This is a genomic window from Amycolatopsis sp. FU40 (assembly GCF_021903635.1).
In the GTDB taxonomy this organism is placed as follows: Bacteria; Actinomycetota; Actinomycetes; order Mycobacteriales; family Pseudonocardiaceae; genus Amycolatopsis; species Amycolatopsis dendrobii.
In genome coordinates, this window is sequence record NZ_CP091381.1 from 4,935,854 (window position 1) to 4,948,185 (window position 12,332).

The following is a 12,332-nucleotide window of genomic DNA, read 5'->3' on the forward strand; positions in this document are numbered from 1 at the left end:
CAAGGACAAGATCGAAGACATGAGCAGCACACGCGTGGCCCTCGTGGCCGGGGCCAACGGGATCATCGGCCGGAAACTCATCTCTCACCTGCGGACTCTCGACGGCTGGGAGGTGCTCGGGCTCTCCCGTCGCGGCGGACCGGGCAGCCTCGCCGTCGACCTGCTCGACCCGGCGGGCACGCGGGCGGCGCTCGCCGGCGTCGGCGCGACGCACCTGTTCTACGCGGCCTACCAGGACCGGCCGACCTGGGCGGAACTCGTGGCGCCGAACGTCGCGATGCTGGAGAACCTGGTGAACGGCCTCGACGAAGGCTCGCTGGAGCACGTCAGCCTGATGCAGGGCTACAAGGTCTACGGCGCGCATCTCGGCCCGTTCAAGACCCCCGCCCGCGAAGCCGACGCCGGACAGCACATGCCGCCGGAGTTCAACGTGGACCAGCAGAAGTTCCTGGAGCGCCGGGCCGCGGCCGGAGGCTGGTCGTGGTCGGCGATCCGGCCGTCCGTGGTCGGCGGGACGACGCTCGGCAACCCGATGAACCTCGCGCTCGTGATCGCGGTCTACGCCTCGATCTCGAAGGAACTCGGCCTGCCGCTGCGCTTTCCCGGCAAGCCCGGCGCGTACGACAGCCTGCTGGAGATGACGGACGCGCAGTTGCTCGCCGAGGGCACGGTGTGGGCGGCGACGTCCAGTCAGAACGAAGCGTTCAACATCGCCAACGGTGATCTCTTCCGCTGGCGAGAGCTGTGGCCGAAGCTCGCCGCGTACTTCGACCTCGAAGTCGCTTCGCCGTTGCAGTTGCCGCTAACGACAGTGATGGCAGATAAGGAACCACTGTGGACCGAGATGGCAGCGAAGCACGGTCTCACCGCTTCGTACGCCGACGTCTCTTCGTGGGCCTTCGGCGACTTCGTGTTCTCGTGGGACTACGACATGTTCGCGGACACGTCGAAGTCACGCCGCGCCGGCTTTCACTCCTATGCGGACACTGAGCAGATGTTCTACCGGCTGTTCGACGAGTTCCGCCGCGACCACGTCATCCCCGGCCGATGAACGGCATCGTGGTGGCGGTGATGGTGAGGAACTGGACGTTGGCCTCCAGCGGCAATCCCGCCATGTAGAGCACCGCGTCGGCAACGTGGCCCGCGTCGAAGGTCGGCTCGGCCAGCAGCCGTCCGTCAGCCTGCGGGATGCCCGCGGCCATCCGCTCGGTCATCTCGGTGGCCGCGTTGCCGATGTCGATCTGTCCACACGCGACGTTCCAGGCGCGGCCGTCGAGCGAAATCGACCGGGTGAGGCCGGTGACAGCGTGCTTGGTGGCGGTGTAGGCGACGCTCGCCGGACGGGGCGCGTGCGCGGAGATCGAGCCGTTGTTGATGATCCGGCCGCCGCGGGGGTCCTGGTCGCGCATCAGCCGCACAGCCTGCTGCGCGCACAGGAACATGCCGGTCAGGTTCGTGTCGACGGTGCGCCGCCAGTCCTCGACGGACAGATCCGCGACAGTGCCGCCGAGCGACACCCCGGCGTTGTTCACCAGCAGATCCAGCCGGCCCCATTCGCCGCGCACGGCCGAGAAAAGCGCCTCCACCGAAGCCGGATCGGCGACATCCGCGGGCACGACCAGCGCGTTCGCGTCGGAACCGGCCGTCTCGCGCAAGGCCTCCTCGCGACGTCCGGCGAGCGCGACCCGGTAACCGGCGCCGAGCAGCGCCCCGGCGATCCGGCGGCCCAGCCCGGAACCTGCCCCGGTGACCACAGCAGTCTTCTCCGACACGTCGCCTCCTCGAAAGTCCGTTCGCCCGCACGTTGCCATATCGCGGCACACTGGACGCATGGGACCACGTGACACTCTGCTCGCCGGGTTCGCCAAACAGCTGGGCCATCCGCGGGGCCGGGCCGGACAGGCTGTTGTCCGGCTGCTCAACAACGTCAACCGCGGGCCGGTGACCGCAGCGGTCGAGGCGCTGGAGATCCGCCGCGGCGAAACCGCGCTGGACCTGGGTTTCGGCGGCGGTCTCGGTCTCGACCTCCTGCTGCGCGCGACCGAGGGCGGCGCCGTGCACGGCGCGGAGATCTCGGAAACGGCGCTGGCCCGGGCGCGGCGGACGTTCCCGAAGAACCTCGCCGCCGGACGGCTGGTGCTGCACCAAGCCGGAATGGCCGAGCTTCCGCTCGGCGACGGGACGATCGACGCGGCGCTGACGGTCAACACCGTCTACTTCATTCCCGACCTGGCGCCCGCGTTCGCCGAGGTCGCGCGCGTGCTCTCCGGCGGAGGCCGGTTCGTCGTCGGCATCGGCGATCCCTCGACGATGCGCGAAATGCCGTTCACCAGCCACGGCTTCCGGCTGCGGCCGCCGGAAGAGATCGAGCAAGCGCTCGCGGACGCGGGCCTCGAACTGCGCCGCCACGACCGGCTGGGAGACGGGCCGAAGGCGTTCCACCTGCTGGTCGCCGGCCACTGAAAAGGGCGGGTTCCCCGGTCGGGGAACCCGCCCTTCGCGGTACCGCTACTTCGTCGGCACGCCCAGCGCGGCCAGCGCCGGACCCGCCATGATCACGCCGTTGCCGGTCACCGCGTCGAACCCGGGCGCGCCGAGGTCGATCGCGCTCGACACCAGCGCCGTGCGGACCTCCGCCGGGGTCGCGGACGGCTTGCCGGACAGCAGCAGCGCCGCGATCGCCGCCGCGTGCGGGGCCGCCGCCGAGGTGCCGAAGAACGGCTGGAAGCCGGTGACCGAGGTGGCCACGCCGTCGGCCGCGGTGATGTCCGGCTTCGCGCGGGTCGCGCCGCCGGTCGAGGACACGTTGCCCGGGGTCAGCTCGGTGCCGTCGGCGTTGTAGAAGAGGTGCCGCTGGCCGTCGGAGGTGAAGCGCTCCCACTTGCTGGCCGAGGTGAACAGGCCCGGGTACGGGCCGGCCGGGTTCGCCGGGTCGCCGGTCTCCAGCGGACGGCCGAACGCGGTCGCCGCCGGGGCCGCGGCCACCGAGAACGCCGCGGCCGCCGCCGAGTGGCCCGAGGTCACGCCAGCGGTGCTGAAGCCCTTGAGCGAACCGGAGTCGACGAACCGGCCGCGGACCACGTTGAGCGCGAAGAACCGGTCCGCGCCGCTGTACTTGACCACCGCGAGGCGGTAGCCCGAGCCGGAGGTCGGCACGGTCAGGCTCTCGTACGGGTTCTGCGAACCGTTCTGCGCGTTGGCGCTGGAGGCGACGACGCTGCCGGAAGCGTTGAGCAGGAACAGGTCGTAGTCGTTGGCCGAGTGGCCCCACGGGTCCGACCAGAACAACGTCACCGGCCTGCCGAGCGAACCCGGCGAGAGCGGGTCGGTCGTCTGCACGCCGCTGCCCGGGTCGAAGTCGTGCGGGGTGCCGGTGACGCCCGGCAGCGTGGTGCCGGACGAGCGGAAGTCGCCCTCGTAGTAGCCGCTGGTGCCGTCGGTGAAGTTGCCGGAGTTGCCCGCGGAGGAGAAGTAGAGCGCGCCGGCCGCGGTCACGTCGTTGACCGCCTGAGCGACCTGCGTGTCCTGGAACGGCGACTCGTCGAAGTACGCGACGTCGTCGACGATCACCGTGCACTTGCCGGTCGTGCGCAGCGCGCGGATGTTGTCCGCGAAGCTCGACTCGCTGGTGAACGCGGTCGCGAAGCCGAGCGTCGCACCCGGGGCGAGGTCGTGGACGATCTCCAGCATCGCGGTGCCCTCGTCGCCGCTGCCTGCCTGGCCGGGCAGCACGTCGACGGCGGGAAGCTCGCCCGCGTCCTGCGACTTCTTCAGCGAATTGACGCCGTCGGAAAGCACGCAGACCTTCACGCCGGTGCCGTTCACGCCGTATTGCGTGCGCGCGGTGTCGGCACCGTGGGTCTTGTCCCCTTCGGACACCTGCACGGCGGCGACGGCCTTCTTGGCCAGCTGCCTGCGCTGCGCGTCGGGCTCGTTCCAGGTCATCGCCTGCGTCGCGGGCTGGACCTGCCGGACGTCGCCGCGCGCCGCGATCCGGTCCACCGCGTCGAGCGGCAGCTGGGCGCGAACCGAGCCATTGGACGAAGTGGACTGAACGGTGCCGCCCGCGGCGCGCACGGCCTTCGCGATCGCGGCACCGGCCGTGCCCGCGATGTCCACCGAAACCGTTCCCGCCTGAGTGACCGGCAGGCCGGTGCGGTAATCCGGCAGCTGCGCGGCGAGATTGCGGTCGGCTCGCAGGCGCTTCTCCACGACGAGCTGGCTGGACTGCTTCTGCTCGGCCGGGCTGAGGGTCTTCTTGATCCCCTGCAACGCGCTGATCCCTGTCCCCGTGCGCGCGTTCGCCACGTCCGCGGCGGACGGCTGCGCGACCGCGACCCCGCTCCCGGCGAGCACCACCCCGACCGCGAGGGGCACCGAATACCCCACCACCCGGCTCGTTCTTCTCATGACAACTCCTGTCCTCGCCCCCGGCCACCCACTGTGGTCACGTGAATCTAAATAGCGACCGCGGTTAAGACCACCGACCAAAGTGGTATCTGCCCGGATGGCCCACCTGGTGAGACTCACCGGCCTCTTCCGGCTCGGAACCGGAGCTGGCACTCTGCTCTCGTGGCGAACCTGGGGAGGGACTTCGCGCGGCTGTGGACTGCGTACGCGATCAGCACGGCGGGCAGCACGGTCGGCGCGGGCGCGCTCGGGCTCGTCGCGGTGCTCGTGCTCGACGCCCCCGCGTGGCAGGTCTCCCTGATCACCGCCATCTCGGCTGCCGCGAGCGCGCTCCTCGCCTTCCCTCTCGGGCCCCGCGTCGAGTTCGCCCGGAAGCGTCCCGCGATGATCACCGGAGACCTGGTCCGCTGCGCCGCGCTGGCGAGCGTGCCGGTGGCGGCCGCGCTGCACGTGCTGACCATGCCGCAGCTCTACGCCGTCGACATCGTCGTCGCCACCGCGGCCGTCATTTTCTCCGCAGCCAGCGGCGCGCATCTCAAAGCCCTTGTCGCGCCGGACGAACGGGCTGCCGCCTTGAGCCGCTTCGAAAGCACCGACTGGGTCTGCTGGTCGGCCGGACCGCCGCTGGGCGGGGTGTTGATCAGCGGACTGGGCGCGACCGCGACGATGCTCATCGACGCTTTCTCGTTCCTGCTGTCCGCGCTCGGAATCCGCCGCTTGCGCACGCCGGAACCACCGCCTGCCGCTGCTTCCGGGTCTCCTCGGCGCGGGTTCACCGACGGCTGGCGGTTCCTGCTGCGAAGTCCTGAACTGCGGCCGTTGTTTTTCAACTCGGTGTTGTTCAGCGGAGCGGTTCTTTGGGTCACGCCGCTGCAAACCGTGCTGATGCTGAGGGATCTCCGCTTCGCGCCGTGGGAATACGGTCTGGTGCTGGGCGTTCCTTGTCTCGGCGGGCTGCTCGGGGCTCGGCTCGCGCCGACGCTCAGCTCTCATTTTGGCGCGCAGAAAGTCTTGCGGTGGACCAGTTTCGCGCGTACGCCGTGGCTGCTCGCTGCCCCGTTCGCCTTTCCCGGACCGGCCGGAGTCGCCTTGCTGATCGCCGCGGACTTCGGGCTGTTGCTGGTGGCGGGGATCTTCAACCCGACCTATTCGGCGTACCGCCTGTCGCTGATCGACGACGCCGTTCTGACCCGGACGCTCACCGCCTGGTCGACCGGAACCCGTACCGCCAAACCGGTTTTCATCACCTTCGGCGGGATCGCCGCCGGGGTGCTCGGCGTGCGCTTCTCCCTGGGGATCGGCGCCATGCTCTGTCTGCTCAGCGCCGCCGCGTTGCCCGCCCGCCGGGTCGCGTGATCAGTTTTTGTCGGTGGCGCCGGTTACCGTGGCCGGCATGTTCAAGATCGACCGCGCGGCCGCTGCCGACGCCGCCGCGCTCACCGACCTCATGCACGCCTCATCGGCCTATCAAGGCCAGTACGCCTCGATCCTGGAGGGGTACGCCGTCACTCCGGATTACCTTCGCCAGCACCAGGTTCTGGTCGCCCGCGGTCCTTCGGGACCAGTGGGGTTCGCGGCGCTCACGGATGCCGAGCTTGACCTGTTGTTCGTCGCGGACGAAGCACAGGGAACCGGGCTCGGTGCGCGGCTGGTGCAGCAAATCCTTGCGGTGGCGCGGAAAAACGGGCTGACCGAGGTCCGTGTGGTGTCGCATCCGCCCGCGGTGAAGTTCTACGAACGCGTGGGAGCCCGGCAGATCGGGACCGTACCGCCGAAGCCGCCGCGGATCTCGTGGTCGCGGCCGGAACTGGCGTTCTCCTTGCCCGGAAACGACAGCGCCCCGGCCCGCGAAACCACCGCGGGCCAGGGCGACCGTCGAAGAATCAGAAGTTGATCATATGACCGGCCAGTCCGTGCACCGCTTCCTTGACCGCCTCGCCCAGTGTCGGGTGCGCGTGCACGTTGCGCGAAATCTCGTGCACCGTAAGGTCCCACTGCTGCGCCAGCGTCAGCTCCGGCAGCAGCTCCGTCACGTCCGGGCCGATGAGGTGCGCGCCGAGCAGTTCGCCGTACTTCGCGTCGCTCAGCACCTTCACGAAGCCCGCCGCGTCGCCGAGGCCGTGCGCCTTGCCGTTGGCCGTGAACGGGAACTTCGACACCTGGACGTCAAAGCCCTTCTCGCGCGCCTGCTCCTCGGTCCAGCCGAAGCTCGCGATCTGCGGCTGGCAGTAGGTCGCGCGCGGGATCATCACGAAGTCCAGCTCCATGGTCTCCGCGCCGGCGATCGTCTCGGCCGCCACGATGCCCATCGACTCCGACGCGTGCGCCAGCATCAGCTTCGCCGTCACGTCGCCGATCGCGAACAGGTGCGGCACGTTCGTCCGGCCGCGGCCGTCGATCGCGATCGCGCCGCGCTCGGTCAGCTCGACGCCGGTGTTCTCCAGGCCGTAGCCCTCGACGTTCGGCCGGAACCCGATGGCCTGCAACACCTTGTCGGCCTCGAGCACCTGCTGCTCGCCGTCCTTCGAGACGGTCACCAGCACTTTGGCTCCCGAGTCGTCGATCGCCTCGACCTTGGTGCCCAGCAGGACCTTGATCCCCAGCTTGCGGTAGCGCTTGGCCAGTTCGGCCGACACCTCGGCGTCCTCGAGCGGCACCATCCGGTCGAGGAATTCGACGATCGTCACGTCCACGCCGTAGTTGCGCAGCACGTAGGCGAACTCGACGCCGATCGCGCCGGCCCCGGCGATCACGATGCTGCCCGGCAGCTCGCTTTCGAGGATCTGCTTTTCGTAGGTGACCACGCGCTCGCTGCGCTGCGTGCCCGGCAGCAGCCGGGCCGTCGCGCCGGTGGCGATGATGCCGTAGGTGAAGGTGATGCGCTCGCCGTTCACCTCGAGGGTGTTGGCGTCCACGAAGGCGCCGCGCCCGTTGTACTCGGTGATCTTGTTCTTCTTCATCAGGAAGTGCACGCCCTTGACGCGCCCGTCCGCGACCTTGCGGCTGCGCTCGTACGCCGCGGTGTAGTCGAAGCGGATCTCCCCGTCGGAGGAGATGCCGTAGGTCTTGGCCTCCTCCTTCACCGTGTGCGCGAGCTCGGCGTTGCGCAGCAGCGCCTTCGAAGGGATGCAGCCGACGTTGAGGCACACCCCGCCCCAGTACTTCTCTTCCACGACCGCCACGCTCAGGCCCAGCTGCGAAGCCCGGATCGCCGCGACGTACCCACCGACTCCGGCCCCGAGGACCACCACGTCATAGTCTGCGCTCATACCGTTGAAACTACCTCCCGCGCCCGCGCGGGGCGGCGTGACGGCGCCCGCTTTCGGCCCGGCCGCCGCTCGTCCTGGGCCGTCTGCCTGCTGCCCCGGCGCGTCCGCCGGCGGCTGATCCCGGCGAAACCCGCCGGACCCTCTTCTGGCGCGACCGGATCGTCCACAGTGGCGGCTTCGCCAGCCGGTACCGCGGAGTCCGCCGTTCAGACCGGCGGACGCACGCCCCGGATCCCGGCCAGCAGCTCCGTCACCGCGGCCATGATCCGCGCGGTCGCCTCCTCCAGCACGTCCCTGGTCAGCTCCCGCCCGCGCAGGTCGCCGAGGTCCACCGGCTCGCCGGCGACGAACTCGATCTTCCGCCGCGGCAGGACGCGCGGGAACCAGGAGCCGGCGGGCAGCAGTTCATGCGTTCCCCAGTTCGCGACCGGAATCACCGGCACGCCGGTCTCCAGCGCGATGCGCGCCGCGCCGGTCTTGCCCTTCGCCGGCCAGCCGTCCGGGTCCGCGGAGAGCCCGGCCTCCGGGAAAATCGCGACGCATTCGCCCGCCCGCACGGCGGCGACGGCGTCGCGGTACGCGCCCGCGGCGGTCGGCGCGCCGCGGTGGACCGGGATGTGCTTGCCCGAACGCATCACCGCCTTGATCACCGGCGCGTTCCACAGGCTCGCCTTCGCCAGGTACCGCGGCACCCGGCCGGAGCCGAGGCAGAAGGCGGTGAGCGTCGTCGGGTCGGCGTTCGACAGGTGGTTGGAAGCCACCACGACCCCGCCCGATTCCGGGATGTGCCGCGCGCCGCGCACGCGGAACCGGCTCGTGAGGGCGAGCAGCTGCCACACGACCTCGATGGCGAAGTGGTACCAGGCGCCCCGGCCGGAGCGGGCGAAGCGCCTGCCGTACCTCTGCATGCCGCGGAAGCCGAGCAGCTCCCCTTCGAGCGGGGTCCAGTGGTCCCGGGTCCGGGTGCACAGCGCCATGAGCGTCATTCGTAGCGGAAGACGCTCCGGTTCGGCGCCGCACGACCTCAGGACGCGGCGGGAATCACACCCGCTCGAGCACCACCACGGGGATCTCGCGGTCGGTCTTCTTCTGGTAGTCGTTGTAGGCGGGCCACACCGCGGCGAGCTTGTCCCACAGCCGGGCGCGTTCCTCGCCGGTCGCGGTCCGGGCGCGCGCGGTGAACTTGTCCGCCCGCACCTGCACGCGGACCTCGGGGTTCTCCTGCAAGTTCAGGTACCAGCCGGGGTGGTTCGGGGCGCCGCCCTTCGAGGCGACGATCACCGGGTTGCCGTCGTCCTCCTGGTAGATCAGGGCGAACTTGCGGTCCTGCCCGGTCTTGCGGCCCTTCGTGGTGAGCACCAGCGTCGGCACGCCCTCCTGCCAGTCGTGCCCGACCTCCCCGTCGGTCTCCTCGTAACGGCGAACGTGCTCGTCACCGAACAGCATGCGGATTTCCTTTCGTTCGACTTCCGCGCTCGACAGCCCGGACCTGCCCTCCCACCCTGCCGCGAACCGGTCGGTCGCGCTGATCAGCTCGTGCAGCGTGCCCGGTTCGTCGAAGGCGTGCCCGGCGTCGCCGATCATCTTCAGCTCGGCGCCCGGCAGCACCTGCGCGAGTTCCCAGGCGGTGGTGGCGGGAGTGACCACGTCGTACCTGCCCTGGACCAGAACGCACGGGATGCCCGACAGCTTCCCGGCGCCGCGGATCAGCTGGTCGGGGGCGAGCCAGCCGCCGTGGCGGAAGTAGTGGTTCTCGATCCGCGCGATCGCGAGCGCGAACTCCGGCTCGGCGAACGCGGCGACCACCTCTTCCTGCGGGGTGAACTTCACCGTCTCGCCCTCCCACCGGCTCCAGGCGAGCGCGGCGGGCCCGTGCACGTTCGGGTCCGGGTGATTCAGCAGTTCGTGGTACACCTCCAGCAGGTCGCCGCCGCGGCGCGCGTAGGGCACCGGCGCGAGGAAACGCGACCACGCTTCCGGGAACATGCACGCCGCACCGCCGCCGAAGAGCCACTGCACTTCCTTGAGCCGGAGCGTCGCGACGCCGCGCAGGACCAGCTCGGTCACCCGCTCCGGATGGGTTTCGGCGTAGGCGAGCGCGAGCACGCTGCCCCACGAGCCGCCGAACAGCTGCCAGCGGTCGATGCCGCGGTCCTCGCGCAGCTGCTCCATGTCGGACACCAGGTGCCAGGTCGTGTTCACCGACAGGTCGACGTCGGGTTCGCTGCAGTGCGGCGTGCTCCGCCCGCAGCCGCGCTGGTCGAACAGCACGATCCGGTAGCGCTCCGGGTCGAACAGCCGCCGGTGCCGCGCGGACGCGCCGCCCCCGGGCCCGCCGTGCAGGAACGCGACCGGTTTGCCCTCGGGATTGCCGCATTCCTCCCAATACAGCGTGTTGCCGTCGCCGACCGGCAGCATCCCGTGGTCGTACGGATCGAGTTCCGGGTACAGACCGAGCATGCAGCCACTATGCCCGACCTCGGCCGCGTCCCGCTGGGGGTCCACTGTGGACGCGCGGCAGCTCCCGGGAGGGGCCGGTTAGGCTTCCCTCATGGCGAAGGTACTGGTGGTGGAGGACGACGCGGCGATCGGCAGCGTCCTCGACTCCGCGCTGCGCGGGCACGGCCACACAGTGCAATGGTGCCGGGACGGCCGGAGCGCGCTGCGCGAGACCGCGGCCGATCTCGTGCTGCTGGACCTGGGCCTCCCGGACGTCGACGGCGTCGAGGTGTGCCGGCGGCTGCGGTCGGCCCTGCCGGGCGCGGTGCTGGTGATCCTCACCGCGAGGGCGGACGAGATGGACGTCGTGGTCGGGCTGGAGGCCGGTGCCGACGACTACCTCACCAAGCCCATCCGGCTGGCCGAACTGCTCGCCAGGGTGCGCGCGCACCTCCGCCGGGGCGCGCCCGCCGCGCCGTCGACGCCGGTCGTGCGGATCGGCGCGCTGGAGGTCGACATCGCGAGCAGGCGGGTCAGCGTGGGCGGCCGGGAGGTCGTGCTGCGGGCACGCGAGTTCGACCTGCTCGCGCGGCTGGCCGTCCAGCCGGGGCAGGCGGTGAGCCGGGACACGCTGATGTCCGACGTGTGGGATTCGCACTGGCACGGCTCCACCAAAACGCTCGACGTGCACATCGCCGCGCTGCGCCGCAAGCTCGCCTCGGCCGCCGAGTCGCCGTACGAGGCGCCGAGGATCGCCACCCTGCGCGGGCACGGATACCGGTTAGAGGGGGACTGAACGGGGTGCGCCGCCGGATCGTGACGCTCACCGTCCTCGCGGCGGTCCTGGCCACGAGCCTGTTCGGGCTGCCGCTCGCCATCGGGGCGCTGTGGTACTTCCGCACGCACACCACGGCCGCGCTGGAGCGGGCCGCCGACGGCGCGGCCGTCGTGGTGTCCGACGCGCTCGCCGCCGGCGAACCCTTCCAAGTCCCGGACAACGAGGACGGCGCCGAGGTCGCCGTCTACGACCCGAATGGCCGCCTCCTCGCCGGGGAGGGCCCGCCCGCCGCGGACGACGTCGTGCGCGGAGTCGCCGTGACCCGCAGCGACATGCTGAACCAGAAGGTCGGCGACGAGGATGTGCTGGCCGTCCCGGTGCTGACCGGCGCCCGCCTCACCGGCATCGTGCGCGCGGCGCTCCCCCGCTCGGCGCTGACCCGCGACGTCGGCATCACCTGGCTGGTGATGGCCGGGTGCGCGATCGGCGCGGTGCTCGCGAGCTGGCTGGTGGCCCGCCGGATCGCCGCCCGGCTGACCCGCCCGCTGGAAGACCTGGCCTGTGCTGCGGCCCGGCTCGGCGAAGGCGACTTCTCCGCCCGGTCCCGCCGCTCGGCGATCCCGGAGATCGACCGCGTCGGCGCCGCCCTGGACGTCACCGCGACCCGCATCGGCGAAACGCTGGAACGGGAACGCGCCTTCTCCGCCGAGGCGTCGCACCAGCTCCGCACCCCGCTGGCCGGACTGCGCCTGCAACTGGAATCCGCTTTGGAAACCCCCGGCCGCGACCCCTACGCGGCCGTGCGCGCCGGAATCACCGCCGCCGACCGGTTGGAACGAACCGTCGAAGACCTGCTCGCCCTGTCCCGCGAACGCCGCGCCCCTCGCGACGAACTCGACCTGCCCGCCCTCCTGGCAGAACTATCCGACGTCCCCTTGCCCGACCACCGCGAGCTACGCCTCGAGATCGCCGACCCGCCTCCAGTCCGCGCATCGGCCCCCGCCGTCCGGCAAGTACTGGCCGTCCTGCTGGACAACGCGGTGAACCACGGCGAAGGCGCCATCACCGTCCGAGCCCGAGACGCCGGCGGCGCGCTGGCCGTGGACGTCGTCGACGAAGGCCCGGACCTGGGCGAACGCGATCCGTTCTCCGACCACACCCCCGGCGGGCACGGCATCGGCCTTCGTTTGGCAAGAAGCCTGGCCGAAGCCGAAGGCGGCCGGTTGCGCCTGTCGCGTCCCGATCCGCCGACGTTCACCCTGCTGCTTCCGGAAGCACCCGCCTCCTGACCAAGGCCTGGCGGTGCTTGCTCTCGCCAGCCGACCCGCCCGGCAGGCGACCGCGATAGCTGCCCGCCGCGCCACCGAGATCTTCACGTTGCGGGCAGTCCGGCACTGCGTCGCGCTGCCGGAGCACTGCCCGGAATCCGATTCCCG

General features: G+C 70.9%; 11 protein-coding genes. 6 read left to right on the plus strand and 5 right to left on the minus strand.

The window, feature by feature from the left end; translation table 11 throughout:
* Nucleotides 1-19 precede the first annotated feature (19 nt).
* Nucleotides 20-1,051 carry an SDR family oxidoreductase gene (locus L3Q65_RS23570; RefSeq protein WP_237600826.1) on the plus strand — a complete coding sequence of 344 codons (1,032 nt, stop codon included), beginning with the start codon at nt 20-22 and terminating at the stop codon, nt 1,049-1,051.
* Here the strand turns inward: L3Q65_RS23570 and L3Q65_RS23575 are convergent.
* Nucleotides 1,035-1,811, minus strand: a complete 777-nt coding sequence (locus tag L3Q65_RS23575; RefSeq protein WP_237600827.1) for an SDR family oxidoreductase — start codon at nt 1,809-1,811, stop codon at nt 1,035-1,037. The genes L3Q65_RS23570 and L3Q65_RS23575 overlap by 17 nt on opposite strands.
* 19 nt (nt 1,812-1,830) lie before the next feature.
* Between L3Q65_RS23575 and L3Q65_RS23580 the strand changes: the two genes are divergently transcribed.
* On the plus strand, nt 1,831-2,463 hold the full coding sequence (locus L3Q65_RS23580; RefSeq protein WP_182895531.1) for a class I SAM-dependent methyltransferase: 633 nt from the start codon (nt 1,831-1,833) through the stop codon (nt 2,461-2,463).
* A gap of 45 nt (nt 2,464-2,508) precedes the next feature.
* Here the strand turns inward: L3Q65_RS23580 and L3Q65_RS23585 are convergent, their stop codons facing one another.
* Entirely contained in the window at nt 2,509-4,410 is a 1,902-nt protein-coding gene (locus L3Q65_RS23585) for a S8 family serine peptidase (protein WP_182895530.1), read from the minus strand.
* Nucleotides 4,411-4,572: 162 nt separating this feature from the next.
* On the opposite strand from L3Q65_RS23585, the gene L3Q65_RS23590 reads away from it, so the two are divergent.
* Together L3Q65_RS23590 and L3Q65_RS23595 are read left to right on the plus strand one after the other, a co-directional pair.
* The gene (locus L3Q65_RS23590; protein WP_182895529.1) at nt 4,573-5,766 is read left to right on the plus strand and encodes an MFS transporter; all 1,194 of its coding nucleotides are present in this window, start codon (nt 4,573-4,575) and stop codon (nt 5,764-5,766) included.
* A 37-nt stretch (nt 5,767-5,803) separates the two neighbouring features.
* Nucleotides 5,804-6,304, plus strand: a complete 501-nt coding sequence (locus L3Q65_RS23595) for a GNAT family N-acetyltransferase (protein WP_182895528.1) — start codon at nt 5,804-5,806, stop codon at nt 6,302-6,304.
* On the opposite strand, the gene lpdA is transcribed toward L3Q65_RS23595, so the two are convergent.
* From lpdA to pip, 3 genes are all read right to left on the minus strand, one after another.
* Nucleotides 6,294-7,679 carry a dihydrolipoyl dehydrogenase gene (gene lpdA, locus L3Q65_RS23600; protein ID WP_182895527.1) on the minus strand — a complete coding sequence of 462 codons (1,386 nt, stop codon included), beginning with the start codon at nt 7,677-7,679 and terminating at the stop codon, nt 6,294-6,296. The two genes, L3Q65_RS23595 and lpdA, sit on opposite strands and share 11 nt — an antisense overlap.
* A gap of 206 nt (nt 7,680-7,885) precedes the next feature.
* Complete coding sequence (locus tag L3Q65_RS23605; RefSeq protein ID WP_237600828.1) at nt 7,886-8,665, minus strand: 1-acyl-sn-glycerol-3-phosphate acyltransferase; 780 nt, start codon at nt 8,663-8,665, stop codon at nt 7,886-7,888.
* Nucleotides 8,666-8,720: 55 nt separating this feature from the next.
* On the minus strand, nt 8,721-10,139 hold the full coding sequence (pip, locus tag L3Q65_RS23610; RefSeq protein ID WP_182895525.1) for a prolyl aminopeptidase: 1,419 nt from the start codon (nt 10,137-10,139) through the stop codon (nt 8,721-8,723).
* 91 nt (nt 10,140-10,230) lie between these two features.
* Here pip and L3Q65_RS23615 point away from each other — a divergent pair, with 91 nt between their 5' ends.
* Both L3Q65_RS23615 and L3Q65_RS23620 read left to right on the plus strand, forming a co-directional pair.
* Nucleotides 10,231-10,914 (plus strand): response regulator transcription factor, encoded by a 684-nt coding sequence (locus tag L3Q65_RS23615; protein WP_182895524.1) that lies wholly within the window; start codon nt 10,231-10,233, stop codon nt 10,912-10,914.
* A 5-nt stretch (nt 10,915-10,919) separates the two neighbouring features.
* Complete coding sequence (locus L3Q65_RS23620; RefSeq protein ID WP_237600829.1) at nt 10,920-12,185, plus strand: HAMP domain-containing sensor histidine kinase; 1,266 nt, start codon at nt 10,920-10,922, stop codon at nt 12,183-12,185.
* The last annotated feature ends 147 nt before the right edge of the window (nt 12,186-12,332 follow it).

Bases quoted from the DNA above. Each gene is read 5' to 3' on its own strand.
- lpdA (WP_182895527.1), bottom strand. From the start codon at position 7,679: ATGAGCGCAGACTATGACGTGGTGGTCCTCGGGGCCGGAGTCGGTGGG.
- L3Q65_RS23595 (WP_182895528.1), top strand. From the start codon at position 5,804: ATGTTCAAGATCGACCGCGCGGCCGCTGCCGACGCCGCCGCGCTCACC.
- L3Q65_RS23585 (WP_182895530.1), bottom strand. From the start codon at position 4,410: ATGAGAAGAACGAGCCGGGTGGTGGGGTATTCGGTGCCCCTCGCGGTC.
- pip (WP_182895525.1), bottom strand. From the start codon at position 10,139: ATGCTCGGTCTGTACCCGGAACTCGATCCGTACGACCACGGGATGCTG.
- L3Q65_RS23580 (WP_182895531.1), top strand. From the start codon at position 1,831: ATGGGACCACGTGACACTCTGCTCGCCGGGTTCGCCAAACAGCTGGGC.
- L3Q65_RS23570 (WP_237600826.1), top strand. From the start codon at position 20: ATGAGCAGCACACGCGTGGCCCTCGTGGCCGGGGCCAACGGGATCATC.
- L3Q65_RS23605 (WP_237600828.1), bottom strand. From the start codon at position 8,665: ATGACGCTCATGGCGCTGTGCACCCGGACCCGGGACCACTGGACCCCG.
- L3Q65_RS23575 (WP_237600827.1), bottom strand. From the start codon at position 1,811: ATGGCAACGTGCGGGCGAACGGACTTTCGAGGAGGCGACGTGTCGGAG.
- L3Q65_RS23615 (WP_182895524.1), top strand. From the start codon at position 10,231: ATGGCGAAGGTACTGGTGGTGGAGGACGACGCGGCGATCGGCAGCGTC.